The following is a 26,093-nucleotide window of genomic DNA, read 5'->3' on the forward strand; positions in this document are numbered from 1 at the left end:
CAGACATGCTAGTTGCGGAGCGCTACGAGAAAATTGTGAGCCTGGTTAATGAACGGGGCAGCATACGGGTTTCAGAGCTGAGCGATCTGTGCCAGGTGACGGAGGAGACGATCCGCAGGGACTTGGACAGATTGGAGCAAGCGGGTCGTCTTCGTCGTTCCCATGGCGGAGCGGTCAGCGTCAAGGATGCGGCTGCGCATCCGGAGATTCCTTATGCCGTTCGTGAGATCACGAACGCGGACGAGAAGAAGAGGATCGCTCTGGAAGCGATCAAACGGATTCAGCCGAAGGACCGGATTCTTCTGGATGCAAGCTCGACCGCATGGTATATGGCGACCGATGTGCCGGACGTCGCTCTTACCGTGTTGACCAATTCGATCAAAGTCGCGACGGAGCTTAGCAGCAAGGAGAAGATCGAAGTCATCTCGACGGGGGGCATTCTCGCCCAGCGATCGTTGTCCTTCGTCGGCCCTCTGGCCGAACGCTCATTGGATGCATATCATGTAGATAAAGTGTTCCTTTCCTGCAAGGGCGTTCATCTGGACCGCGGTATAAGCGAGTCCAACGAACTGCAGGCGCGCATTAAGGAACGGATGATAGGTATGGCGGACGAGGTCATTTTACTAGCGGATTCTAGCAAGTTCGGCGTACAAGCGTTTACGCACGTTGCCGACCTATCGGAGGTTGACGTTATCATAACCGACCGCCGCATGCCTCAAGAGACAATCCGGCAGCTCGAAGAACGGGGGATTTCCGTCGTCACGGTGTAAAGATTCGGCAGTTCATGGTTTACTTGCTTCCTGAGTGAAGTGCATATACTCGGATAGTCGATCGCGTCCTCGGTAAGCTTTAACAATAGTAAGGGTAGTATGAAATAGTACCGCTTAGCGGTACTATTTGGTGCTTTTGTTGCCTGCAAGATTGAATTAGTGCCGTGAGACGGCACTAAAGGGTGCGCGAGGCAGCAATCGAGCGAATGAGTACCGCCAAATTCGTATTCAAAGTTATAGCACTTTTAACCGATTTCCATAGTCAACTTGTCTGATAACCTGATATTATTAATCTATAATCTGAAAAGGGGTGCAGCATGAAAGTTTCTTTATTCATAACCTGCCTTAGCGATGCCATCTACCCGCGAGTCGGGGAAGCGATGGTTCGTTTGCTGGCGAGATACGGCGTTAAGGTAGAATTCCCAACGATTCAGACTTGCTGCGGACAGCCTGCCTTCAATAGCGGCTATTGGAAAGAAGCTCGGACAACTGCCAAAACGATCATAGAAGCGTTCGAAGACTGCGATTTCGTTATCGCGCCTTCGGGTTCTTGCACGGGCATGATTCATCATTATCCGAAGCTGTTCGAGGACGACGCGGTCATGCTCGAGAAAGCGGTGAAGCTGCAAAGCAAATCGTACGAGTTTACGCAATTCCTCGTTCAAGTACTTGGCATAACGGATGTCGGAGCGACGTTTCCTCATAAAGTCACTTATCATCCATCCTGCCATGGTACTCGCTTGCTCGGCGTTAAAGACGAACCGATGGAGCTCATGAGCAAAGTCAAAGGGCTGGAGTTCGTCCCGCTGCCCCACGCGGAAGATTGCTGCGGATTCGGCGGTACGTTCGCGGTGAAAATGTCGGATATATCCGGTGCGATGGTTACGGAGAAAGTCGACCATGTCAAAGAAACGGAAGCGGAAGTGTTGGTCGGGCTCGATATGGCTTGCCTGATGAACATCGGCGGCAACCTGCGTTATCGCAACGAACCGGTGCGAGTAATGCACTTGGCGGAGCTTCTATATGAAGGAGTGAAGCAAGCATGAGCCATGCGTCAGGACATTCGGGCGGAGCGACCGTCAAAGCGCGCGCGGAGCTCGCGTTAAATAACGAGTTTCTTCGCAAAGCCGTCAAGTTTACGACGGAAAGGCTGAAGAACGGCAAGCTGAAAGCGATGGAAGAGCACGGCAACTGGGAAGAGTGGCGGGAAAGAGGCAGACAAATCCGCCTTCATACGATCGCCCACCTCGATTATTATTTGAACTTATTCGTCGATAACGCGCGCGCCAACGGCGTGCATGTTCATTTTGCGGATACCGCTCAGGATGCGGTTAAGATATCTCTTGCCATCGCGGAGAGAAAAAGCGCCAAATCCGTCGTGAAATCGAAATCGATGGTATCGGAGGAGCTCCATCTGAATCAAGCTCTCGAATCGATCGGCGTAGAAGCGATCGAGACGGATTTGGGAGAATATATCATTCAACTAGCCGGCGAAGCGCCGTCTCACATTATTATCCCGGCCATTCACAAGAACCGTTATCAAATCGCGGATCTTCTGTCGGAAGACGCGGGAGAGAAGCTGGAAGCCGACACCAAAGTGCTGGCGGGTTACGTTCGCAGAAGATTGCGGGCCAAATTCCTCGAAGCGGATATCGGGATGACCGGCTGCAACTTCGCGATCGCGGAGACCGGCTCGATGGTGCTATTCGAGAACGAAGGCAACGCGCGCATGGTGACGACATTGCCGAAAACGCAGATTACGCTAATGGGTATGGAACGAATCATTCCTTCATGGGCGGATCTTGAAGTGATGGCGACGTTGCTTCCCCGTTCCGCGACGGGTCAGAAGTTAACGATGTATATGTCGGGGATCACCGGTCCCCGCCGTTCGGAGGACGCCGACGGGCCGGACGAAATGCATATTATTATCGTCGATAACGGGCGTTCGTTGCAGCTTGGCGATCCGGAATTTCAAGAGCTGTTGAACTGTATTCGTTGCGGAGCATGCTTGAACGCATGCCCGGTCTATCGCCACATCGGCGGTCATGCATACGGAGGGACGTATAGCGGTCCGATCGGAGCCGTATTGACGCCTTCCTTGAAAAAAAACATCGCGGAGTGGGACGACATCGCCAACGCCTCCAGCTTGTGCGGAGCTTGTTACGAAGCATGTCCGGTGAAAATTCCGCTCCATGACATGCTCGTCTACTTGCGCAGACGCAAAGTGGAAGCCGGTCATGGCAACAAAGTCGAAGGCGCGGGCATGATGGGCTTCGGCGCGCTCTTGTCCAAATCCGGTCGCTTCAAGACCGTGCTCAAGCTCGGTAAACTCGGCCAGAAGTTCGTCGCGCGCGACGGCGAAATCCGCTTGAAGGTCGGGCCTTTGAAAGGCTGGAACAGCTACAGGGTGACGCCAAGCTTGCCTAAGAAATCGTTCCGCGAGCAGTGGGGAACGCTGGACTCGGAAATTCGCGAAGGGCTGAAGGAAATGGCGCCCGATATGAAACAACGGATGGAGCGAATCGTCAAAGACCGGGCGAAAGGAGGAGGCAACGGACATGGACACGGCTAATTCGCATCAAAATTGGTTGAAAGAGATGGAAGAGCAATCCCGCGCTAAGCAACGAAGCTTTATTGGAGGCATCTCGGAGAAACTGAGAAGACCGATGGTTACCGAACCCCCTCGCCATCCATACCGGGGATCGCCCGATTTCTGGAATGCATACGAATGGAACGGGCAGGAACGAATCGATAAGTTTACGGAAAACTTTATGAGCGTGGGCGGACACGTTGAACGCTTTGCAACAATGGATGACGCCCGGCGTTTTATCGCGGATAAAGCGAAGGAGATGAGCGCGCGTTACGTCATTCGGCAAAATCAGCCGGAGCTTGAAGCGATGAACCTGGAAGCGGATCTGCCGGATGCGCAAATATCGGTATGGAACACGGACGAGGAACAGCATTGGAAAGCCCGCTCCGCGGAGGCGGACATCGGGGTTGTGATCGTCGACCACGCGGCCGCGTATACAAGCTCGATGGTCGTATTGTCTTCCAAGGATAAAGGACGCTCCGTAAGCCTGCTGCCAACGGTGTTGATGGCGATCATTCCCGTCGACCGATTGAAGACGCGTTTGGGAGAAGTGATGGTTCATTTCGATGAAGGCGGTCGAGAGAGCTTGCCTGCGGGTATTCACTTCATATCCGGACCGAGCCGCTCCTCGGACATAGAGAACGACTTGACGATCGGCGTGCATGGACCCGGTGTCGTATACGCCTTGATAGTCGGTTAATTGCGGAGGCTAAATTCGAATGGAGATGACTCGTCTCACGAAGCGCAATCATTATGAGGAAATCAAGGATCAGCTGCAACGAATGATCTTGGACGGCAAACTGAAGGTCGGAGACAGGCTTCCTTCGACGAAGGAGATGTCCGAGAGCTTCGGCGTCGGCAGATCGACGACCAGAGAAGCGCTCAGCGCTTTGAAAGCGATGGGGTTGATCGAGATTCGGCAAGGCGGCGGCTGCCGGGTTATCCGCAACGCGCCGGCGGAAATCATGTTGCCTGAACTGGATTCCATGCGAATGAACCGCAATACGTTGTTGGAGCTTCTCGAAGCGAGGCAATCGCTGGAGGTGTCCAACGCCGCAATCGCGTCCGTGAAGAGGACGGATGAGGATCTGGCGGAGTTCGAATCGTTAATCGAAGCGATGTCCGTATCGGTAGGGGACGATAGAGAGGGAGAGAGAACGGATCTGTTGTTTCATCTTACTCTTGCTAAAGCCACCCACAATTCGATCATGGTCCGTTTGTTCGAATCTATCGCGAATCAGTTGGAGTCGGCTATCCATGAGATTCGCAGAGTTGAGCTATACTCGAACAAACAGGTTGCCAAACGGCTCTACCGCGAGCATTACGCCATCTATGAGGCGGTCCGCCTTCAGGATTCGGAGCTTGCCGCCAAGAAAATGAAGCACCATTTGCAGCATGTGGAAAACATTTTAACGAAATATATATGAACGATGCATGCGAGTGAGCCCGGGTGACCGGGCTTTTTTTTTAGCAAAAATTTAACACTAAATGATAACCTTTCCTTAATCTCATCGTCTATAACTTTGTTGTTATCTAGAAATTTGGATGGAGTGAGATTATGGAAACGAGTAACGGTACGGTATGGAAGCTGTTGTTGGCGATAATAACGGCTCTTCTGGTCGGAGCGGGTTTGCCGCTTGCTTCTACCGCGAAGGGAAGCGAATTATCGTCCCCGGCGAATAAGCTATTCTCGAATGTAACGCAAGTCGAAGCCGGGCAATTCGGCGGTTTTGCGGTGAAGGAAGACGGAAGCGTATGGGCGTGGGGGGCCTATCAAGAGGCTAAAGCTTATTATGCGGTTACATCGGCTTTCTCTCCGGTAAGGTTGCCCGTCGACAACGTAAAACAAATTTCGAGAGGCGATCGCTTCTATTTATTGCTGAAGAAGGATGGAACAGTATGGTCCGTCGGCGCTAACGAACATGGGCAACTCGGAATCGGCGCGCAAAATGACAAGATCGTTAACGAAGCCGTTCAAGTCGAAGGGCTTGTGGACATTAAAGCCGTTTCGGCCGGAGGTTACCATAGCTTGGCTCTCGACGCGGATGGAAAAGTATGGGGTTGGGGCGGTAACGAACAGGGTCAATTGGGCTACGATACGCTGAAAAACGTATTAAAACCCGCTGTTATCGAAGGATTGTCTTCCATTGTGGCGATCGACGCCGGACAGATGGGCTCGATTGCGCTCGGTAACGGAGGAGAGATTTGGTCCTGGGGACTTAAGAAAGATGTCGTTAACGGTCCGGACGAAGTACGAAAACCAGCTCGGTTAGAGACGAATGGCGAATTTACAGCGATCGCCGACGCCGATCAGCGCGGAATAGCCTTAAACCATGATGGCACGATATGGACTTGGAACAATTATTCGTTCGATCCATCGGCCGATCTATTAAATCCCGTACAAGCGAAAGGAATAACCGACATCGTCTCGATATCCGCCTATTCCGCCGTTAAATCGGACGGTACCGTCTGGCAATGGCGTAACGTAGGGAAAGCCGACAATTATATACAAGTGGAAGGAATTGCCCGTGCGGTTAAGGTAAGCGATGCATGGCAACATCATTTCGCGTTGTTGGAAGACGGCCATGTCATGGCATGGGGGGACAATTACTTTGGGAATATCGGTTTAGGGTCGCTAGAAGAAAAGATCGATGCTCCTCAAACCATCAGAAACTCGATTACAATCGTAGTGGACGGCCAGACAACGGAAACCGCTTCGCCTCCGCTGATCGTGAAACAAACGACTTATGTTCCTCTTAGGGGGATTCTGGAAAAGCTCGGCGTCACCGTGAAATGGGACGTTCCGTCGAGATCGGTCATCGCGACCAAAGGAGATACGACGATCGTGTTGAACTCCGCTACCGGACAAACGTCCGTAAACGGTAAGATGATCCCTGCCGACCAGAAACCGATTCTCTTAAGAGGCAGCACGATGGTACCCTTGCGCTTAATCGGCGAGACGATGGGCGCGGAAGTGAAATGGGACTCCGAAGCGTACGGGGTAATGATTACGACTGCAGAAGATTAAGTTGCGTCCTTCCGGAATAACGGCTTTTTCTATTCTGTTTCATCAAACTTTAATGTTCCATTTATCTAAGCTTCAGCATTTCCCTTCATAATGGCGATAAACCTAACAGAATCTCGAATAGGATTAGTCATTAGAAGGGAAGTAATCGTATGAACAAGTCAATGTCAAACCGATTATGGATGATCATCTCGGCAGTACTAATCATCGCATTCATAACGTACGTCATTCTTTATCCGCCACGTCAAAAATCGGAAACCCCTACGCAATCGTTAGCGACCGTTAACGGAGTGAGCATTAGCAAGGAATCCCTTTATAACGCCCTTGTCGCTTCCGGCGGTCAACAAACGATGGAGACGTTGATTAACAACGAGCTCGTGCGCCAAGCCGCCGAGAAAGCCGGTATAGTCGTGACTAATGAAGATGTGGACAAGGAATTGGATGCGGTACGCCAAAATTTCTCTACGGAAGAAGAGTTTCTGCAAACGTTATCGATGTACGGCATGACATTGGATGGCTTAAAGAACGATATGACCACCCAGGCGCAGCTTCGCAAACTACTGGAGCCTCAAGTCAAAGTTACGGATGACGATATTCAAAAGTATTACGACGATAATCTGGAAACGTTGAAAACGCCGGAGAAAGTGCAAGCCTCGCACATCCAGTTGGCAACGAAGGAAGATGCGGAGGCAGTCTTGGCGGAATTGAACGATGGCGCGGATTTCGCCGCTAAAGCGAAAGAGAAATCAACGGACTCCGCGACGAAGGACAACGGCGGACAACTTGACTATTTCGCGAAAGCGGACAAGGAAGAAGCGATCTCGAACGCGGTTTTCGCGCTTGAAGTCGGCCATATGAGCGGAATCGTCGAGGCTAGCGACGGATTCCATATCTATAAGCTTACCGATCGACAAGCTGCCGTAACGCCTACTTTGGACGAGAAAAAGGCAGAAATTCGCGAAACGCTGACCGCTGATCAAATTTCCGAGCTGTCCCAAACTTGGATTCAGGAGCAGCAATCGATCGCTAAAATCGAGAATTCCCTCGCGACCGCCGATTAGTCTCGGCGATTCGATCAACCGAAATGCATGAAGCGGGAGCTGGCTGTCGTCCCAACGACTGAGTCGGCTCTTCGTCTTTGCGGTCAAAATAATCGCAACGCTATGAATTTAATCCCGTAATCCCTATAATAGTATCATTATGGTTTTTACAAAGAGAGGGTTTTTCCGATGAATTTTGCCAGCAAGCTTGTTCAGAAGGTTAAAGAACGTTTCGTTCAGCATCATCTGAAATCTTATACGGACAAGCTACGGGAGATCCAAGCACTTAAATTGGAGTCATGGGACGATGATCGGCTGCAAGCCGAATCGTTGAAACTTAAAAATAAAGCGCAAAGCGGCGTTCCGCTCGACGATCTTCTCGTAGAGGCGTTCGCCATTGCCGGGGAAACGGCTAGCCGGGTACTTGGAATGCGTCCGTTCGACGTGCAATACACGGCTGGAACGGCGCTTCACGAGAGAAATTTAGTCGAGATGCAGACGGGCGAAGGGAAGACGCTGTCGGCCGTTATGCCCGCTTATTTAAATGCCCTTCAAGGAAAAGGCGTCCATATTCTGACGTTCAACGATTATTTGGCCGGAAGGGACGCCGAGTGGATGGGACCGGTCTATCGGTTTCTAGGGTTGACCGTCGGCTTCGTCAAAGACGGAATGACGACGGAAGAGAGACAGCGGGCTTATGCCGCCGATATTACCTATGTGACGGCGAAGCAAGCCGGATTCGATTATTTGCGCGATACGATCTCCATGAAACCGGACGCCATCGTGCATCGGCCGTTCCACTTCGCGATCGTGGACGAAGCCGATTCCCTCTTGATCGACGAAGCGCGCGTGCCGCTTGTCATCGCCGGAGAAGTCGCCACGACGGGCGGCGATGGAAGCCGGATGGCCAAGCTGGCGAGGGAACTTCAGCTTGGGGAAGATTACGATTTCGACGAGAACAAGCGCAACGTATTCCTAACGGAAACGGGCGCGGAGAAAGCGGAACAACTATTGCGGAGCGGCAATTTATACGAAGCGCATAACAGCCATTTATTAACGGCATTAAATTGTGCATTGCACGCGGAAGCTTTGTTGAAGAAAGACGTTGACTATATGATAAGAGACGGCAAGCTCGAGTTGATCGACTTGCATACCGGCCGCGTTGCCGAGAATCGGCACTGGCCGGACGGACTTCAAGCGGCCGTCGAAGCGAAGGAAGGCATGGTATCGAATTCGTCCGGCAAAATATTGGGCACGATCACGCTCCAGCATTTCCTTAGCCTATATCCTAAGTTCAGCGGCATGACGGCTACCGCTCAGGATTCGGCCGACGAGTTCGATGAAACCTACTCGTTGCGCGTAGTTCAAATTCCTCCGAATCGGCCAAGAATCCGAATCGATCACGAGAGCCGAATTTTCACGCATAAGGAAGCGAAGCTCAAAGCGCTTGTCAAGGAAATCGTGGACGTACACGCAACGAAACGCCCGATTCTTATCGGAACGAGCAGCGTAGAGGAATCCGATCATCTGGCCGAGCTATTGAAGAAGTCGGGCGTGCCGTGCCATGTCCTCAACGCCAAGAACGACGAGAAGGAAGCCGAGATCATCTCGAAAGCCGGTGAGCTCGGCGCGGTAACCGTGTCTACGAACATGGCGGGAAGAGGCGTCGATATTCGCCTGGGCGGAGGAGATCCGATTCAAGCGGAGCAGGTGGCTGAGCTTGGCGGATTGTATGTAATCGGCACGCATATGAACGAAAGCGCCCGCATCGATAATCAGTTAAGAGGACGCGCCGGCCGTCAAGGAGATCCCGGTTCCTCCCGGTTCTATGTATGCTTAGAGGATGAGCTTATTAGCCGTTTCGGTATCGAGAAAGCGATACCCGAGGCCTATCGGACGAAGCGACAGGACGAGCCGTTGGAAGCGTCGGTTTTCCACAAAAAAACCGATCATATTCAGCGCGTCGTCATGGGCCAGAACTTCGAAACACGCAAGACGTTAAACAAATATTCCGATATGCTCGAGGAGCAGAGACGAATCCATCAAGAGCAACGCGATGAGGTATTGTACAACGATGACACCTTAAGCGCGACGGAGAAATACGTCAGGCTGCACCATATGGACCGGGCTTGGTCCGATCATCTGGCTTACGTGTCGTATATTCGGGAAGGCATACATTTGGAAAGCCTGGCGAATCGAAACCCGGTCGACGAATTTCATCACCGAATCATTCACGCTTTCGAGCAATTGCCGGATAAAATAGAGAAAGAAACGGCTAAGTCGCTCAGCAAATTGAACGCAAAAGGCGCGCAGGACGAGATCGATTGGGAGAAAGAAGGTTTGAAGGGACCGTCCAGAACGTGGACATACTTGATCCAAGACCAATTCATCGAGAAAAAGGCGAATATTTTCGGCTTGTAGGAAAGAGGTTGTCCCCATGAACGTACGGAAAATGAGATTATACGACACCGAAAATATTTATTCCGGCGAAGATCGCGACGAATACGAGAAGGACTACGCTAGGCTCATTCAGTCGCCGGCTTTTAGAAGGCTGCAGGGCAAGTCGCAAGTGTTCGGCGCCGGATCCGGCGATTATTACCGCACTCGGCTAACTCATTCGCTCGAGGTCTCGCAGATCGCCAGGGAAGTGGCGCGGCGACTGCTCAAACAGTACGAGTTCTTGTCCAAGAAAGAACACCCGGGGCTTATGATCGATCCCGAAGTGGTGGAATGCGCTTCGCTCGCTCACGACTTGGGCCACCCGCCGTTCGGGCATAAGGGCGAAGAAGTGCTTAACCGGCTTCTCTTGGAAGATCACGGCTTGAAGTACGAAGGCAACGCGCAGAACTTCCGAATTCTCATGTTTCTCGAGAAACGCGCGGGAAGCGGAAGCGGACTGGATTTGACGGCCTCCGTATTGCTCGCGATCAATAAATATCCTTACTGCATCGATGAGCCCGGCAGACAAAAGGGCGTCTACCGCAAGGAATGGGAAGGCATCGATTTCTTGCGCCAAACTTGGGGCATGCCGGGGAACTGCGCGACGCTCGAAGCGCAACTGATGGATCTGTGCGACGATATCGCCTATTCCACTCATGACCTGGAGGACGGGATCCGCGCCGGCAAAATCCCGATGGACCGCGCGTTTTTCGAGGACGACCGGGTCGTCGCCCACGTGCTGCAGGAAATTACGGACGATCCGAGTTATTCCGAAGCCAATTGGGAGAACATCGACCAAGCGGCTATGGTCAAGCAAGTGCTCATGAATTATTTCGAGCAATGGGAGACGATCTACGCGGAATGCGACCGCGAGCCTTCGCGAACGAGAAGGGAAATGAAGGCGCGCTGGGTTCGGAAGTTCGCCAACGAGGTCGGGATCATCGACGATCCCGATACGGGCTGGAAGAAGATTACGTTAGTCCGCGAAGGACTACAGAACGTAGAGCTGATGAGAACGATTGAAATATTGAAGAAACTGGCATGGGTCACGTTGATTAAAGACTTCCGAGTGCAACGGCTGCATAAGCGGAGCGAAGTCATGATCGAACGGCTGTGGGGAAGCTTCAAGAACTATGAGACCGGTCGCCTGATCATCCCGCCGGACTGGCTGGATAGCTACGAAGCGCAGAAGGATAAGTGGACCTGGGAAAGGTTGACCGCCGATTACATCTCGGGTATGACGGATGCGTACGCCGAGAAAGTGTACGCCGAATTTTTCGCCAGCCGCTCGGGCTCCATCTACGAAAGAGATTAAATTTCGTGCTTGACCCTGACATTAATGTCAGGGTTTATACTAGGTTCGTATCGATCGGCAAAGGAGGGATGAGGATGAGAATCGGAGAGCTCTCGGCCCGTACGGGCGTCAGCATCCGTTCGCTGCGCTACTACGAGCAGCAGAAGCTGTTGACTTCCATTCGCCAAGACAACGGTTATCGGGAGTATTCGCATTTTGCGGAAGAGCAAGTCCGGACGATTCAATTTTATTTGTCCTTGGGCATCTCAACCGAACAAATCGCCAGTTTTCTAACCTGCGTCCTGAAGAACAAGGAAGCTTTCTGCGAAGAAGTGCTGCCGATCTTCGAGAGCAAGCTGAAGGAAATAGACGATCAAATCCATCTGCTGAGCCAGATCAAGTCGAACCTGGAAGACCGGATCCGATCGATACAGGAGAGTCACTAAACCTGGTATTGGAGGAATGGCAATGAATTTGCTTGCGGTTAACGACACGAATTTTCAGGGAAGCATTAGGCAGCAAGGAGTCACCGTGGTCGATTTCGGAGCGGTCTGGTGTCCGCCTTGCAAGGTGCTCAAGCCGATCTTGGATGAGCTTGCCGGAGAATATGGGGAAAAGCTGTCGGTGCTAGAAGTGAATTGCGACGAGTCTCCCGCTATCGCGTCCGAATACGGCATCATGTCGATGCCGACGGTCATCGTGTTCCATAACGGAGAACCTGTCGAGAAGCTAGTCGGACTTCGTCCGAAAGCGGTGTACGAAAGCTTATTAACGAAATATATTTAAGGATTGTAAGCCGCGATCTCGCGGCTTTTATTGTTTTTGAGGAAAAAGTTGCCTATCATAGAGAGAGATGAGGGAAAGGGGATAGGGAACATGCAAATCGATTTATCCAATAGAACGGCGCTGATAACCGGAGCCACGGGGCAATTAGGGCGCGTCATGGCAAGAACGCTCGCGAAATGCGGCGCCAACATCGCGATTCACTATCGAAGCAATGAAGCCCAAGCGATAGAGCTTCAGGACGAGATTCATTCTTATGGCAGCCGCGCGGCTATCGTTCAAGCAGACATAACAAATCTAGAATCGATTACGTCGATGAAAACGAAGATCGAAGAGCAATTGGGTTCCGTTGATATCGTGGTCGCCAACGCGGTCGTACAATACCAATGGACGAGTATTCTGGAACAATCGCCGGCAGATTATGAAAGCCAATTCGATTCATGCGTCATGCAGAGCGTGTATTTAGCCAAAGCGTTCGCGCCTTCCATGATCCAGCAGAAGTGGGGAAGGTTCGTCGGAATCAATACCGAGTGCGTTATGCAGAACTTTCCGACCCAATCCGCTTATGTCGCAGGCAAACGCGGAATGGACGGGCTGTACCGGGTGCTGGCCAAGGAAATCGGCGAACATCAGATCACGGTTAACCAAGTGGCGCCCGGTTGGACGATCAGCGAGCGCGATCGCGTCAACAAGACGGAACACAGCGAATCTTACGAGCAAACCGTTCCCTTAAAGCGCAGAGGCACGGATCAGGAGATCGCCAACGCGGTCGCTTTTCTGGCATCCGACCTAGCAAGCTTCATAACGGGAGCATACATTCCGGTCAGCGGCGGCAATGTCATGCCTTCGATTTAAACTTTTTGTAACTTTTTGAGATGATTCCCGTAGTATAGGGGGTCGTCTTTTTTTACAGAGTGCTTTGATGGGAGTATGCAACCATGTTTCAGGACATCATCGATTATTTACTTGATTTCGGCATATGGGGTTTGTTTATTCATTCGTTCGCCGACGCCGTGTTTTTCCCGATTCCCGCGTTTTTCCTGCAAGTCCCTTTGAGTTTGCTGCATCCTTCCAATGCCTTGTGGCTGGCGACCGTCGGTTATATAGCTTGTTTATTGGGAACGCCGTTCGGCTATTTGATCGGCAAGGTGCTCGGCCATTCCGTCTTATATAAGCTGCTCAAGAAGTCATGGGTCGACTCCGCGACGAAAATGTTCCAAAAGAGCGGAGAAACGGCGATCCTGATCGGTTCGTTTACTCCGATTCCGTTTAAAGTGTTCACCATTTTGTCGGGAGCCATGAAATTTCCGCTGTGGCGCCTGTTGGCTTATGCGGCAATAGGGAGAGCCGTTAAGTTTTACGCGGTAGGATTGTTGTTCTACTTCTACGGGAAAGCGGCGGAGAACATGGTGGACGACGTTTCTTTGTACATCTTCGTCATCGCCGTGCCTCTTCTCGTTGTTTTCTTGTTGGTAAGGAAGAGGTTGAGCAAGAAACGAAAGCAATCCGTTGAAATCGAAGCGGAATGAGGGTCGGTTCATCTAGACGTACGGTCGGGCCGTATGGCGAAAACGTTAATGAGAGCAGCAAGCAAGCTTGAGGTAGCGATTACGATGAACAAGACGGATGCGGAACCGCGCATGAGCAAGGCGCTAACGGGCGGTCCCGCGGCTACCCCGATGAAACGCATGCTGCTATACAACGAGGTCACGGTACCTCGTTGTTTTTTGTCTATTCCTTCCGTAATGAGTGCATCCAAGCTAGGCAGAGCCGCGCCGATTCCGGCAGACGCTATAGCAAGAATCAGTACGATCCACCACGATGGAGTCCAGCGTACGAACGCTAAGACATACAATGCCGCCGACGATAACGATAACCCGGCTAGGCTCGTCCACTTCATCACTTGCTTGTTCCGGCCGATCCAACGTCCGCTCAAATAAGAGACAAGACAAAGGCCGGCCAGCGGCAAGGCAAGGATAAATCCTTTAGTCAGCGGTTTTAAGCCGCGAGCCTCTAACGTTTCCGACAAGTAGAACAAGCTTCCGAATACGATAAACATGCTTATCCCGCCGATCGAGAATATCCCGTACAGCCATTTCCCCTCTTTCCGCAGCAAGGCGAACAAATTTTTAGCAAATTCCGATAACTTTATTTTTGAGGCTGTATCCGATGATTTGGCCGGGGCTTTAACTAAGAACAAAACGAGAACAAACGAAAGCAAGCTGAATACCGGGATCGCGAAAAAAGGGATATACCATGCCCAGACGGCAAGCGACGCGCCAAGGATCGGGCTTAACACTTTACCGAAGGTGTTGGCCGTTTCCACTAATCCTAGGCCGCTGCTGACGTCTTCGTCCCGTTGAAACAAGTCGCCGACCAAGGGCAGGACGACCGGGAAACATCCTGCCGAGCCTAACCCTTGAAGCAATCTGGCCGCCAGGATAAAGGAGTACGCTTGAGTATCCAGCCATAGCGCCGCGAACCCCGCGCCGGCACCGGCTAACGAAACGAGAACGAGAGCGGGCAAAATAACCGCTTTGCGGTTAAAGCGGTCCGACAAATATCCGGCTATAGGAATAAACAAAATGGCTACCGCCGCATATGCGGTAATAATTAAACTCGCTTGAAACGATGTAATGTTAAGGGCTTTTTGCATAGCCGGCAAAACCGGAATAAGCATCGAGTTGGCGAGAGTCATCGTCAGGGGAATCGAAGCTACCGAAATCAGGTCCCATTTTTTACGGGCTTCCATCGTTGAATGTTCCTCCCTCATGGAACTTTATTTCCGTCTATTCCGGTCAACATTGTCGAATCTAGACTGTAGTATCGTCCTTTGCCGCTCGCTTTAAACATGGCGAAGAATAGCGGGAGAAGCACACTATAAACATCGCTTATGGGGTTATAACCGGATAGAGCTGCCCCTTGCTGGAGAAGGAGGCTTTGCCCGTTTCTTCGGATACGACAAGCACGATCGCATCGCTCCGCTCGGTTAATCCAACCGCGGCTCTATGGCGCGTTCCGGTAATGCGATCGTTTCCTTGGGCATCCGTCAGAGGCAGGATATTCTTCGCGGATACGATTTGATTGGCCCTAATGAGCACGGCGCCGTCATGCAACGGGCTCCCCGGATAGAAAATAGACTCAAGAAGAGTATGAGTAATAGGAGCGCCGACGGGGATCCCCGGCTGCAGAAGTCCGTCGAGAGGATCGCACCTTTCAACGGCGATAAGTGCGCCATGTCTTCTGTCGGACAAGCTTTGTATCGTGAGGGAGAGATCCATGTAACGTTCGATGTATGGCGACAGATAACAGTTCAAATAAAAGGTGGCCGCGCTCGATTCGATATGCAGGAAGTTTTTTTTGATTTTTTCGAAGTCTCCGAGCAAGCAATCTCCTTCGTCGTCCAGCGAATGGATGAGATCTCCAAGACTGGAGATCATCTGCTCGATATCTTCTTTGATGAGTTTCTTCATCGGAGAGAAATCGCAATTGGACGCGCTTGTCGACATAAGCTTCACTTCTCCTTGAACATGCTTCCGTTTAGGATGCAGATATTGGCGGTTAAGTATGCAAGCCCTTATTAGAGGGCGAGTTTTCCAGTATAATGACAGAAGAAAGATTAAGGACGAGGAGCGTGGAGCAATGTTGGAGAGAACGACTTTGGGCAAAACGGGTTTACAGGTGACCAAGTTAGGGTTCGGCGCAATGGAAATACGCGGCCCCCGGGTGTGGAACGGAAGACCGGTATCGGATTCCGAGTCGGAGCGAATTTTGAATGCCGTATTAGATTGCGGAATTAACTTTATTGATACTTCTTACGACTACGGTCGCAGCGAAGAGCTGATCGGGAAGTTCATTAGCCGCCGGAGGGAGGAGTACATTTTGGCGACGAAGTGCGGTTGCACGTTAGTCGATCACGGAGATCATGACGAGACTCCGCACGTATGGACAAGAGATAATTTGTTACATAACATCGATACGAGCTTAAGCAGGATGAAGACGGATTACATCGATTTGCTGCAATTGCACGGTCCGACCGTCCAACAGACGGAAGAAGGCCGACTCTTGGACGTGCTGAAGGAAATTCAAGCGACGGGCAAAGTGCGCTCGATCGGGATCTCGACTTATTTGCCTCATATCGCTGCTTATATCGAATCAGGAGATTACGATACGTTTCAAGTTCCTTATTCGGCGCTGGAGAGGGAGCACGAGAATCTTATCCGAGCGGCGGCCGATGGCGGAGCGGGCGTGATCGTGCGCGGAGGAGTCGGAAGAGGCGAACCCGGGGCCGGGTTAGGTTTGGCTGACCGTTGGGTAACTTGGGAAAAGGCCGGGTTGGACGAGCTTCTGGAGGAAGGGGAAAGCCGGACGGGTTTCCTGCTGCGGTTTACGTTAAGCCATCCAAGGATGTCGACGACGATCGTCGGGACGATAAATCCGAATCACTTGGCGGAAAACGTGCGCTATGCGCAAAAAGGCTCGCTGTCAACCGAAGTGTACGCGGAAGCGAAACGCCGGTTAGACTCCGTTGGATGTTCGCCTGTCGTTTAATCCGTTCTGCTTATCATCCTAAGGGGAGAGAGCGGTTGAGTTTCTTGAAGACGAGAAGTTTTGCGATTTCTAGCATCGTAATAGCGGTTCTGCTAATCGTATACGGGTCTTATGAAGTAACTCAGATTAGCAAAGCGAATCAATTCAAACAGAAGATGACGGGGATAAGGTTCGATGGAATCCATTTGTTCATGAGCCGCGAAGAGGTAAGCAAGCAGCACGGTCTCGGTCTGGACAAGACAGAAGGCTGTTTCGGGTGCGAGATGAATTTTATTTACGCTAACCTGCGCTTGTCCGGAAGATATTCCGAAACCTTGAATACTCTCCCATTGGTGAAGAAGATGACGACGGCCGACCCTTCCGACGCCGTATTTGGAATCAAAGTGGGGGATTCTTTCGAAGCCGCCGGCGTCATATTCGTCGACCATGGATTCAGAGCCGAAGGGGCGGATCATGTATACGTCAAAGGTCTGTATTATATACAACTATGGAATGATGGTTATCTTCAAGATTTCAACAAGCGGAAAATATCCGAGCGAACCGACGGAATCATAAGAAGCATCACGGTCGGGTACAGGGTTAAGTCGGATGAGCAGATCCAATATTAGAGAGGAGCTTTCATCCATACCGCGTTTGCCGCGTTCGGATTGTCCGTTATCTTAATGAAGTCGGCCATGGCGTTTAATGTCGTTAAATGGTTGGGTGCCGCGTATCTCATTTATCTTGGTATAAGGACGCTTCTCTCTAAAACGCAGAACGAGATGAAGGTAGCACGATCATTAGATCGCAAAATGTTGAGAAAAATATATAGGCAAGGGCTAATCACGAACGTGTTGAATCCAAAGGTCGCTCTCTTTTATTTGGCATTCTTGCCGCAGTTCATTAGTGAAGCCGTAGAAGCGATCCTGAACGCGAAGAAAATCGAGACGAGAACGAAACGCATCGCGGACGTCGTGGACCGATTGGCGAAAAGGAACGCATGATATTCTAATTTTCACGAGAGGAGAGCGGATATATGGAAAATATGGGCAGACTTGGCGCCGATTCGGATTTTCATCAACAGTTGCTCGGCCGAATCAGGAACTTATGCTTGTCTTTTCCGGAGACGAGCGAGCGGATTAGCCATGGGGCTCCGGCTTTTTATTACAAAAATAAGAACATGTTCGCGCAATACCGCGATAATCACCACGGCGACGGGAGAATCGCGTTATGGTGCGCTTCGACCGCCGACGTACGATCTATGCTCATAGAATTAAATCCGGATCTCTATTTTCTACCGCCATACGTGGCCTATCTGGGCTGGATCGGATTACGTTTAGATCGCGATGCCGCATGGAGCGAAATCGAAAGCATCATCGGGGATGCCTATTTATGCAAAATAAAACCAAAACGCAAGTAACAGACGGAGGGAATATGAAAGTGGCTCTAGCATACATATTCGATATGGACGGCGTCATCATAGACAGCGAACCGATCCATTTCGAAGTCGATATTCAAACGATGGAACATTACGGATTGTCTATTACGCATGAGCAGCTTGAGAGATTCGTAGGGATGACGAATCCCGAGATGTGGGCGATTCTTAAGCAAGAATATCCTTTACCGGACACCGTGGAGGAAATTATTGAGGTTCAGCTTGCTAATAAAATCAGCAAATTAAGGGCGAGCAGCTTAACTCCGATAGACGGAATCGCGCAGCTGCTTCATGAATTGAATCGCCGCAACATCCCGATCGGTCTTGCTTCTTCTTCGCCTAGACGTTTTATTATGGAAGTTTTATCGAAATTTCAAATCGAACGATATTTTCAAGCCGTCGTAAGCGGAGAAGAAGTGGCTAAAGGCAAGCCTGCGCCGGATGTCTACTACGAAGCTGCTCGGCTGCTTGGGGTTGCTCCGGAGCGATGCGTCGTCATCGAGGATTCCAGAAACGGGATTAAAGCGGCGAAAGCAGCAGGGATGCAATGTATCGGGTTCGTAAACGAAAACTCCGGCAATCAGGATTTATCCGCAGCGGATCGAATCGTTACTTCCATTCGGGAGATTAAGCTAGGGGCTTAAGATGGATCGATAGGGGCAGGCTTTAAATCCGGGCGAGGGGGGTCAACAATGTTCGAGCTCGACTACAGGGTTTATTTTCCGAAGCGAAAGGTTTACGTTTCCAGAAACCACCAATGGGCTTTCGCTGCCTGGGCGATGGCTAAGAAGGAAGGTATCATCGGTCCGCGAACGACCTTGCTTCATGTCGATGCCCATCTGGACGATACGTGGGACGGCGTCATCGTTCCGGGCTTGCATGAAATGAAAGAACGATCGGATTTCATGGAAGTGGCCGGAAGGCTGGAGATCGACAATTTCATATGGGCCGGATTCGCTGCCCATATGATTGATCGGATCGTCTATGTATGTCCGAAGGAATTGGATGCGTCCGATCCGTTCGACCTCTCCGATTGGAACCTGGAAGGGGAGCAGTTAAAGCCGATTAAGCAACTGTTAGCGGAAAGAGAATACGCGGGATCCAGATTCGAGTCGATTCGGCAACTTCAAGATCATGTAGAAACGAACCCGGAAGGTTTGCCATTTTTAGATTTCCCTAGCTCGGTTATTCTCGATTTGGATCTGGACGTATTTAAAGCGAATATGAGCGATCCGGAGGATCGTACGCTCTTACCGGAAGAGCTCATCAGGGAACAACTTCGATTCCTGAGAGCCCTATATCCGTATGAGCTGATTACGGTAGCCTTGTCGCCCGCCTTCTGCGGGGGGATAAGCAATTGCGAACGATTGTATCGTTTGTTTTTGGAATGTTTCGAATTGGATCTGGCTGAAGCCGAGAAATGGTAGGTTCGATTTCATTACTCGATAGCAGCCTTAGTACTGGCGAAATAGTCGAGTAGGTACTCTTTGAATAATTGTACGTTTTCCGGAAGCTCCGTTTCTTTCTCCCACGTTAAACCGATTGTCCTTTTGCAGATTGGCTCCGTGATTTTAACGATTCCGCAAGCTTTAACTCCGTCTAATTGCTTTACCAAAGTCTCCGGAATAAGCGCCACGCCTATGCCTGCTTGGACTAACGTTTGCAAACGGGACGGATCGGCGATCTCGAGAGCGATATCCGGCTTGAATCCCGCGATTCGGCAAAACTCGTCGGACGCTTCCCGCAGGCCGGAGCCTTCTTGCAGTCCGATGAAGGGGTCATTAGACACTTCCTCTAACCGTATTTGAGATGCGCCTGACAATCGATGATTCGGCGGCACTGCCAAATAGATTTCTTCTTCATGAAGCGCCACCGATTGCAAACCCGCATGTTGAACGAGAGGGGAACAGACGAATAGATCGAGTTCTCCGCGCTCTAATTGGTTGGTCATCGATTTGTTGCATCCATATTGAAGCTTAACTTGAGTATTGGCCGTTTGCGACATATAAGCTCCGAGGAAATCCGGCATCTCTTCGAGATGGATCATTCCTAGAGAGATCGATTGTTTGACGATTCCCGCTTTTCGTGCGGCCTCGCGTTTCCCCTCCTTAAGCTCGGAGAAAGCTTTGTTCACCCGACCGAGGAATACTTTCCCCGATTCGTTCAACCGAATGTTTCTGCCGCTGCGTTCGAATAAGGGGAAGCCAAGCTCATCCTCGAGCCGAGCGATGGATTGGCTAAGAGACGGCTGCGAAATTTTCAGCTCGTCGGCCGCTTTCGTCATATGTTCAAGCCGTGCGACATGCTGGAAATAGGATAACTGCAAGAAATCCAAGTAATACCACCCGCTTTCTTAGTCGTATTCTACCATATTGTACGAATTTGGTAACTTGCCTTCGTTTAACAAGCATTCATAGTTTCAGGGTGATCAATCAGATAACGCAATTCGTATTGGATATGCGAGGAGGAGGCTCGGTATACTTTGGGTGGATAAATCATAATCCAAATTGGTACCGGGAGGAAACAATATGGCTATCAAATTAGCAATCGTTTATTACAGTTCAACGGGAACAAACTATGCGTTGGCTTTGGCCGCGCAAGAAGCCGCGGCGGCGCAAGGGGCGGAAGTCCGTCTCGTTCGGGTAGCGGAGACGGCTCCGTCTGGCGCTCTCGATTCTAATCCGGCTTGGAAAGCTCATCACGAGGCTACTATAAATGTGCCTGTGGCGACGCTTGGCGACCTGGATTGGGCGGATGCGATTTTATTCGGTACGCCAACGAGATTCGGCGGGGGGGCCTCTCAGCTTCGGCATTTTCTCGACTCGACCGGAGGTTTGTGGGCCCAAGGAAAGCTGACGAATAAAGTCGTGTCCGCGTATACTTCGGCGCAGAACGCGCATGGAGGACAAGAAGCAACGATCCTATCGTTGTATACGACGTTCTATCATTGGGGGGCTATCGTTGTTGCACCGGGTTATACGGATCCTATATTGTTCAAGACGGGCGGTAATCCTTACGGAACGAGCGCGACGGTAGATCAGCAAGGGCGGTTTGATCCGGTCGTGCTTGAAGCGGTTAAAGTTCAAACGAAGCGAATCGTCGATATCGCGGATCAACTAAACAAAGGTCAACAGGCATAAACTAAACCAATAGCATAGGAATAGGGATTGAACCTCGCTTCGGCGGGGTTTTTGTCGTCTTATCGCTACGTCGGGAAAGATAACCGAGCCCTTGGATACAAGGCTTTATTTTTGATAAGACTGTATTTATATACATTTAGATGTATTATAATGCAGTTAGACAACATGCAAGAAAGGACGAAATCGCTATGCACTTGACGAGCATCGAACACCTATCGGAAAACCAGCTTCTGGACATTTACGCAATAGCCGACCAGCTTAAGAGTAAACCGGATGAAGCAAGGCTAAGAGGTAAAACGTTCGTTTTGTTTTTCCCCGATTCCAGCATTCGTACGAGACTGACATTCGAGAAAGGAATTCATGATCTGGGAGGCCGCGGCGTATTGTTTCCTCCTGAAACCTTAAACAAGAGAGAAGCATTGGAAGACGTCATCCGGTATATTCAGAACTGGGCAGACGGCGTTATCGTGAGGCATTCGGATTACCGTATCGTACAAGAGCTAGCTAGGTATTCGGCCATTCCGATTATTAACGCGATGACTTCGACTAATCATCCTTGCGAGATCATGACCGATCTGTATACGATAAGCACCTTAAGAGAGGATTTTCGGAGTTTGGCGTATACGTTCGTAGGTCATGCAGGGAATATCTCGCGTTCTTGGATGGAAATCGCAAAAGTAATGGACCTGAAATTCAACCATGTATGCGTACAAGGCCAACGATTAAGTCCGGATAGCCGTAACTACCATTTCCATACAGAGCTTGAACCGATTTTAGCAAGCAGCGACGTGGTGTTGACGGACAGTTTGCCAGACTCCTTAAGAACTAAAGAGTATTACGATCGCTATCAAATTACGCTAGAGAGAATGCAAAGCGCGAAGCAGGCGGCTTTGTTGAACCCGTGTCCGCCATTTTACAGAAACGAGGAAGTGAGCGAAGACGCGATCGAGTCCGACTATTTCGTCGGGCATTCGTTCAAGCGCGACTTGCTTTACATTCAACAAGCGGTTATGATCTATTGCTGCGAGCAAGCTAATCAAGCGCTGGTTTAAAGGCACTCTCCATAATAACGGACACGATTCGTTCCGCCATTTCCTCGATCGACGTCCCGGTTTTTCCTCTGTTCCAATCCGCCGCGCGCCGAAAATTCCCCAACTCGTCATCAAAGCGATCGTCTCGACGGGCACCGGCCATTCGCCGGCGGTTCTTTTCGCTTTTCGCATCCAATGCGTAAGTAGCGCGCACAATTCCTCCTGAACGGCATGTTCGAATAAAGGATTAACGGTATCGACCGGATAACACCGGCCATGCATTTCCTTGAAGTGCTCAAGAACGGCTTGAACGAGAATGCGTAAATGCTTTTGATTCCAACTGGCAGAGTCGGGGAGTTCTTGATTCAACAGCCTCATGAACTTGTCTCTGATCGATTGCTCCAGCAACGCGTATTTATCCGGAAAATGCGCGTAGAAAGTTCCGCGGTTAACATCGGCTCTGTCCGTAATATCTTGTATCGTCATAGACGTAAAGCCTTTTTCCCTCATGAGCTCGAGAAAAGCTTCCTTAAGCAGCCGATTAGATCTTCGATAACGTCTATCGGTTATTTGGCTATCGACTCTCATGTGCTTTCGCTCCTTATTCAACATTTGGCATAGTTTGTCGGTTAACCGAAAATTATAACTCATTGTTTATTGATCGGAATTGTTTTATTTAATACGATTGTAATCAATGATCCCGTTACGTACAACATCGGATCGTTAACGCGTTATCGTAAAATAAGGGGTGAGGGGTACGATTACACGTAAGCCAACGAAAATGAAGGCCGCCCGTTACCATACTCACGGGTCGGCGGACGTATTGAACGTGGAGGAAGTGGCGATTCCGTCAATAGCGGATCATGAGGTATTGGTGAAAGTGCATGCGTGCGGAGTGAATCCGGGAGATTGGCAAATACGGTCGGGCCTTGCGGGAGACGCGTTTCCGTTGCCTTATGTCCCCGGATGGGACGTATCCGGTGTCGTAGAACAAGTCGGCCTTGCGGTAACGACCTTCCGAGTAGGAGATGAAGTGTTCGGAATGACCGCTAACAGCGGCGGGTGCGCGGAATATGCCGTTGTCCCCGTTAACCAGATCGCCCGCAAACCGCCGTCGATAGACCATATTCAGGCGGCCGCGGTCCCGATGTCCGCGTTCACGGCTTGGCATGCGTTATTCGAGCAAGGAAATTTGGAGCAAGATCAGACCGTGCTCATAAACGGAGCCGCAGGCGGAGTAGGACACTTTGCCGTGCAACTGGCCAAATCCGGTGGGGCTACTGTGATTGGAGTAGCTTCTTCGGGCAAGGAGTCTTTCGTGCGATCATTGGGAGCGGACGAGTATATCGATTATTCGTTGAATTCCTTCGGACTAGCGGAAAATAAAGTCGATCTCGTTCTGGATACGATAGGCGGAGAGAACGGTCATCGTTTGATCGAGGTACTGCGTCATGGAGGATCTTTAGTGCCGATCACCTGGGGAGAATATGCATCGGATAAATTGGAACGTAAAGCTATTGAGCTTCACGAGGTCCAGCTTCCCCGGATGACGTCGGAACATCTAAATGAACTAACCCGCCTGATCGAGAACGGTAATCTTCGCGCGTCGATAGAAGAAGTATTCGCCATAGAGGATATCCGTAAAGCGCATGAACGAAGCGAGAGCCGCCGAACGCAAGGGAAGCTTGTCATTCGTATTTAACAAACGCCGTTGCTCCTTGTTGGGGCAGCGGCGTTTGTTCTTGCTAAACTTTGGATGCGACTGCGAAAGTTTTTTGATATGATGTTACGATAGGAAAAAGGAGTTGCGTGCCAGGAGGCGGAAAATGAAGCTGGAAAGATTAATTTCGATGATCTATATGCTGCTGAACAACGAGGTCATTTCGGCTTCGGCGCTTGCGGAGAAGTACGATGTATCCCAGCGAACGATCTATAGGGACATTGACGCAATTTGCGCGGCGGGAATACCGGTCGTCTCCTATCAAGGCGTGAACGGCGGTTATGGAATCATCGAAGAGTATAAAATGGATAAAAGCTTATTGGGATCCTACGATGTCGGGTCGCTTATCACCATCCTTCATAGCTTATCGACGGTGTTCGACGACGAACGGGCAATGGAAACCGTACGCAAGCTGCAATCGATCCAGAGCGAGGATCGTCCTCCTAACATGTCTATGGATATCGGCGGACGGCGAGACTACAAAAGTTCACTGCGAATTTTGAGAAACGCGATAACCTCGCAGCAAGTCGTACAATTCGAATACATCAACGGCAAGAACGAACGGGCGAACCGTGCCGTCGAGCCGATCAGTCTTCATTACAATAACGATACCTGGTATTTGTACGCCTATTGCCGAACACGCTCGGATTATCGGGAGTTCAAACTGTCCCGTATCGCTCATTTGCTCGCTCTGCCCGAGAGATACGAACGGAATCACGAGGTCACGCGCCAAAGATCGACCTATGAGTGGAGAGCAGAGACGGAAAGCGTCGATGTGTTGCTCTGGTTCTCTAGCGATTCCTTGGCTAGAGCGCTGGATTTCTTCTATGACGGGGAAAGAAGCTTTAATGCCGACGGATCGTTGACGATCAAACTTAAGCTCAACGACGTCTCCAACGCGAAGTGGCTTCTCCGTATCATGATGAGCTTTGGGGATACCGCGGAAATCTTACAGCCCCAAGAGCTAAGACAGGAGTTAAAGTCAAGTTTGGAAAAAATGATAAAGCGATACGGTTGAGTTGGAAGTTGCGATAGTTAGTAAAGCAGACAATCGGAGGGTACTCGTCTCATGTCGGCACTCGTAAAAGGCTTAATTATCGGAATATCGATCGCGGCGCCGGTTGGGCCGATTGGATTGTTATGCATACGCAAGACCTTGAATCAAGGCAGGATGCATGGATTCATCTCCGGGATGGGAGCCGCGACGGCCGATGCCGGATATGGTCTGATTGCCGCGCTTGGTTTGTCGGTCGTTGCCCAATTCCTTAAGGACCAAGCGTTATGGCTGAATATGGTCGGCGCCGCTTTCCTGCTGTATCTTGCCTATACGACGGCAAGAGCGCCGCTATCCGTGCAAGAGAAATTGCAACACTCCGGTCAGGGCTACTTGAAAACATATGGCACGACTTTATTTCTCACACTGACGAATCCGTTAACGATACTTTCTTTTGGAGCTATTTTCTCGGGATTAAACGTGTCCGAAAAGTCGGAAACGTCTTTATGGTTAGTGTTGGGCGTGTTTATGGGTTCCGCCATTTGGTGGATACTGTTATGTCAGATCGTCGGAATGGCGAAAAAAATGATCACGCTGTCCGCGCTGAAATGGATTAACTACGGGTCGGCGCTTATTCTTGCCGGGTTTGGATTGCTCAGCCTTTATGATTTTGGATATCAGCTGTTAAGACCATGAGATCGAGAGCGCAAGTCAACAGGGGGCATTATTCATGCAGCAACCGTATGAGATCGTTCACGCAACGAGGGAAGAGCTGGATATAATCGTAGACATCTATAATACGACGATCGCAAGCCGAAAAGTTACCGCCGATCTGGAGCCGGTTACGGTCGAGAGCCGGATAAAGTGGTTTAACGAGCATAACGAGCATCGCAGGCCGTTGTGGGTAATGAAAGCTGAGGGCGAAATTATCGCTTGGTTAAGCTTATCCGATTTTCATAGCCGGGCGGCTTACGATGCGACTGCCGAGATCAGCATCTATATTTCTCCCAAGAGCCGTTCGCAAGGCGTTGGAAGCCTATTTCTACAGAAAGCGCTCGAACAATGTCCAAGGCTACATATTCGCAACGTCGTAGCCTTAGTCTTCGGTCATAACGATCCGAGCTTGGCGTTGCTTAAGAAGTTCGGTTTCGAACAGTGGGGCTTGCTTCCCGGAGTCGCCATTCTTGACGGCGTAGAGCGAGACCTGGTAATGATGGGGATAAAGGTGTAAGCGAGATCGGATTATAATTGGATGTGCCGGATAAAGACAATGCAAAAAGGGACTGCACCGCAAGCCGATCG

Annotated in this window: 29 protein-coding genes and 1 pseudogene; 25 read left to right on the forward strand and 5 right to left on the reverse strand. The window is 50.6% G+C overall.

Annotation, left to right across the window (positions count from 1 at the left end):
- Window positions 1-5: 5 nt before the first annotated feature.
- The 13 genes from FPL14_RS28540 (at window position 6) to FPL14_RS28600 (ending at window position 13,470) form a co-directional block, all read left to right on the forward strand.
- Entirely contained in the window at window positions 6-770 is a 765-nt protein-coding gene (locus tag FPL14_RS28540; RefSeq protein ID WP_182300919.1) for a DeoR/GlpR family DNA-binding transcription regulator, read from the forward strand.
- Between the two features lie 317 nt (window positions 771-1,087).
- Window positions 1,088-1,816: a (Fe-S)-binding protein gene (locus FPL14_RS28545; RefSeq protein WP_182300921.1), complete on the forward strand. Its 729-nt coding sequence runs from the start codon at window positions 1,088-1,090 to the stop codon at window positions 1,814-1,816.
- The gene (locus FPL14_RS28550) at window positions 1,813-3,342 is read left to right on the forward strand and encodes a LutB/LldF family L-lactate oxidation iron-sulfur protein (RefSeq protein ID WP_182300923.1); all 1,530 of its coding nucleotides are present in this window, start codon (window positions 1,813-1,815) and stop codon (window positions 3,340-3,342) included. Before FPL14_RS28545 ends, FPL14_RS28550 begins: the two co-directional genes overlap by 4 nt.
- Window positions 3,329-4,060, forward strand: a complete 732-nt coding sequence (locus FPL14_RS28555) for a LutC/YkgG family protein (protein WP_182300925.1) — start codon at window positions 3,329-3,331, stop codon at window positions 4,058-4,060. The genes FPL14_RS28550 and FPL14_RS28555 overlap by 14 nt, the downstream gene beginning before the upstream one ends.
- 19 nt (window positions 4,061-4,079) lie before the next feature.
- On the forward strand, window positions 4,080-4,787 hold the full coding sequence (locus FPL14_RS28560) for a FadR/GntR family transcriptional regulator (protein ID WP_182300927.1): 708 nt from the start codon (window positions 4,080-4,082) through the stop codon (window positions 4,785-4,787).
- A gap of 131 nt (window positions 4,788-4,918) precedes the next feature.
- Window positions 4,919-6,388 (forward strand): stalk domain-containing protein, encoded by a 1,470-nt coding sequence (locus FPL14_RS28565; protein ID WP_182300929.1) that lies wholly within the window; start codon window positions 4,919-4,921, stop codon window positions 6,386-6,388.
- Window positions 6,389-6,537: 149 nt separating this feature from the next.
- Complete coding sequence (locus FPL14_RS28570) at window positions 6,538-7,446, forward strand: peptidyl-prolyl cis-trans isomerase (protein ID WP_182300931.1); 909 nt, start codon at window positions 6,538-6,540, stop codon at window positions 7,444-7,446.
- A 168-nt stretch (window positions 7,447-7,614) separates the two neighbouring features.
- Complete coding sequence (locus FPL14_RS28575; protein ID WP_182300932.1) at window positions 7,615-9,846, forward strand: preprotein translocase subunit SecA; 2,232 nt, start codon at window positions 7,615-7,617, stop codon at window positions 9,844-9,846.
- Between the two features lie 16 nt (window positions 9,847-9,862).
- The gene (locus FPL14_RS28580) at window positions 9,863-11,179 is read left to right on the forward strand and encodes a deoxyguanosinetriphosphate triphosphohydrolase family protein (protein WP_182300934.1); all 1,317 of its coding nucleotides are present in this window, start codon (window positions 9,863-9,865) and stop codon (window positions 11,177-11,179) included.
- 74 nt (window positions 11,180-11,253) lie between these two features.
- Window positions 11,254-11,604: a MerR family transcriptional regulator gene (locus FPL14_RS28585; protein ID WP_182300936.1), complete on the forward strand. Its 351-nt coding sequence runs from the start codon at window positions 11,254-11,256 to the stop codon at window positions 11,602-11,604.
- A gap of 22 nt (window positions 11,605-11,626) precedes the next feature.
- The gene (trxA, locus tag FPL14_RS28590; RefSeq protein WP_182300938.1) at window positions 11,627-11,944 is read left to right on the forward strand and encodes a thioredoxin; all 318 of its coding nucleotides are present in this window, start codon (window positions 11,627-11,629) and stop codon (window positions 11,942-11,944) included.
- Window positions 11,945-12,034: 90 nt separating this feature from the next.
- On the forward strand, window positions 12,035-12,796 hold the full coding sequence (locus FPL14_RS28595; protein WP_182300939.1) for an SDR family NAD(P)-dependent oxidoreductase: 762 nt from the start codon (window positions 12,035-12,037) through the stop codon (window positions 12,794-12,796).
- An 83-nt stretch (window positions 12,797-12,879) separates the two neighbouring features.
- Window positions 12,880-13,470 carry a YqaA family protein gene (locus FPL14_RS28600; RefSeq protein WP_182300941.1) on the forward strand — a complete coding sequence of 197 codons (591 nt, stop codon included), beginning with the start codon at window positions 12,880-12,882 and terminating at the stop codon, window positions 13,468-13,470.
- 8 nt (window positions 13,471-13,478) lie between these two features.
- On the opposite strand, the gene FPL14_RS28605 is transcribed toward FPL14_RS28600, so the two are convergent.
- Both FPL14_RS28605 and cdaS read right to left on the reverse strand, forming a co-directional pair.
- Window positions 13,479-14,693 carry an MFS transporter gene (locus FPL14_RS28605; protein WP_182300943.1) on the reverse strand — a complete coding sequence of 405 codons (1,215 nt, stop codon included), beginning with the start codon at window positions 14,691-14,693 and terminating at the stop codon, window positions 13,479-13,481.
- Window positions 14,694-14,832: 139 nt separating this feature from the next.
- On the reverse strand, window positions 14,833-15,450 hold the full coding sequence (gene cdaS, locus FPL14_RS28610; protein ID WP_182300945.1) for a sporulation-specific diadenylate cyclase CdaS: 618 nt from the start codon (window positions 15,448-15,450) through the stop codon (window positions 14,833-14,835).
- Between the two features lie 133 nt (window positions 15,451-15,583).
- Here cdaS and FPL14_RS28615 point away from each other — a divergent pair, with 133 nt between their 5' ends.
- From FPL14_RS28615 to FPL14_RS28640, 6 genes are all read left to right on the forward strand, one after another.
- Window positions 15,584-16,492, forward strand: a complete 909-nt coding sequence (locus FPL14_RS28615) for an aldo/keto reductase (RefSeq protein WP_182300947.1) — start codon at window positions 15,584-15,586, stop codon at window positions 16,490-16,492.
- A 35-nt stretch (window positions 16,493-16,527) separates the two neighbouring features.
- Window positions 16,528-17,100: a hypothetical protein gene (locus FPL14_RS28620; RefSeq protein ID WP_182300949.1), complete on the forward strand. Its 573-nt coding sequence runs from the start codon at window positions 16,528-16,530 to the stop codon at window positions 17,098-17,100.
- A 66-nt stretch (window positions 17,101-17,166) separates the two neighbouring features.
- Window positions 17,167-17,475, forward strand: coding sequence for a LysE family transporter (locus FPL14_RS28625; RefSeq protein ID WP_229264028.1), 309 nt, complete (start codon window positions 17,167-17,169; stop codon window positions 17,473-17,475).
- A gap of 32 nt (window positions 17,476-17,507) precedes the next feature.
- Entirely contained in the window at window positions 17,508-17,891 is a 384-nt protein-coding gene (locus FPL14_RS28630) for an MmcQ/YjbR family DNA-binding protein (RefSeq protein WP_229263706.1), read from the forward strand.
- Window positions 17,864-18,550 (forward strand): HAD family hydrolase, encoded by a 687-nt coding sequence (locus FPL14_RS28635; RefSeq protein ID WP_229263707.1) that lies wholly within the window; start codon window positions 17,864-17,866, stop codon window positions 18,548-18,550. Before FPL14_RS28630 ends, FPL14_RS28635 begins: the two co-directional genes overlap by 28 nt.
- A 48-nt stretch (window positions 18,551-18,598) precedes the next feature.
- Entirely contained in the window at window positions 18,599-19,333 is a 735-nt protein-coding gene (locus tag FPL14_RS28640; RefSeq protein ID WP_182300952.1) for a peptide arginase family protein, read from the forward strand.
- Between the two features lie 11 nt (window positions 19,334-19,344).
- Here the strand turns inward: FPL14_RS28640 and FPL14_RS28645 are convergent, their stop codons facing one another.
- Window positions 19,345-20,241: a LysR family transcriptional regulator gene (locus tag FPL14_RS28645; RefSeq protein WP_182300954.1), complete on the reverse strand. Its 897-nt coding sequence runs from the start codon at window positions 20,239-20,241 to the stop codon at window positions 19,345-19,347.
- Between the two features lie 193 nt (window positions 20,242-20,434).
- On the opposite strand from FPL14_RS28645, the gene wrbA reads away from it, so the two are divergent.
- On the forward strand, window positions 20,435-21,046 hold the full coding sequence (gene wrbA / locus FPL14_RS28650) for an NAD(P)H:quinone oxidoreductase (protein ID WP_182300956.1): 612 nt from the start codon (window positions 20,435-20,437) through the stop codon (window positions 21,044-21,046).
- A 188-nt stretch (window positions 21,047-21,234) separates the two neighbouring features.
- On the forward strand, window positions 21,235-22,098 hold the full coding sequence (locus tag FPL14_RS28655) for an ornithine carbamoyltransferase (RefSeq protein ID WP_182300958.1): 864 nt from the start codon (window positions 21,235-21,237) through the stop codon (window positions 22,096-22,098).
- On the opposite strand, the gene FPL14_RS28660 is transcribed toward FPL14_RS28655, so the two are convergent.
- Entirely contained in the window at window positions 22,079-22,291 is a 213-nt protein-coding gene (locus tag FPL14_RS28660) for a hypothetical protein (RefSeq protein ID WP_182304231.1), read from the reverse strand. The two genes, FPL14_RS28655 and FPL14_RS28660, sit on opposite strands and share 20 nt — an antisense overlap.
- Before the next feature lie 242 nt (window positions 22,292-22,533).
- Window positions 22,534-22,728: pseudogene (locus FPL14_RS30905) on the reverse strand (hypothetical protein); the annotation flags it as partial.
- A gap of 130 nt (window positions 22,729-22,858) precedes the next feature.
- Here FPL14_RS30905 and FPL14_RS28670 point away from each other — a divergent pair.
- From FPL14_RS28670 to FPL14_RS28685, 4 genes are all read left to right on the forward strand, one after another.
- The gene (locus FPL14_RS28670) at window positions 22,859-23,779 is read left to right on the forward strand and encodes an NADP-dependent oxidoreductase (RefSeq protein WP_182300960.1); all 921 of its coding nucleotides are present in this window, start codon (window positions 22,859-22,861) and stop codon (window positions 23,777-23,779) included.
- A 124-nt stretch (window positions 23,780-23,903) separates the two neighbouring features.
- Complete coding sequence (locus tag FPL14_RS28675) at window positions 23,904-24,815, forward strand: helix-turn-helix transcriptional regulator (protein WP_182300962.1); 912 nt, start codon at window positions 23,904-23,906, stop codon at window positions 24,813-24,815.
- Window positions 24,816-24,866: 51 nt separating this feature from the next.
- The gene (locus tag FPL14_RS28680) at window positions 24,867-25,487 is read left to right on the forward strand and encodes a LysE family translocator (RefSeq protein ID WP_182300963.1); all 621 of its coding nucleotides are present in this window, start codon (window positions 24,867-24,869) and stop codon (window positions 25,485-25,487) included.
- 34 nt (window positions 25,488-25,521) lie between these two features.
- Window positions 25,522-26,022: a GNAT family N-acetyltransferase gene (locus FPL14_RS28685; RefSeq protein WP_182300965.1), complete on the forward strand. Its 501-nt coding sequence runs from the start codon at window positions 25,522-25,524 to the stop codon at window positions 26,020-26,022.
- Window positions 26,023-26,093: the final 71 nt, after the last annotated feature.

Source organism: Cohnella cholangitidis, assembly GCF_014107495.1.
Classification (GTDB): Bacteria; Bacillota; Bacilli; order Paenibacillales; family Paenibacillaceae; genus Cohnella; species Cohnella cholangitidis.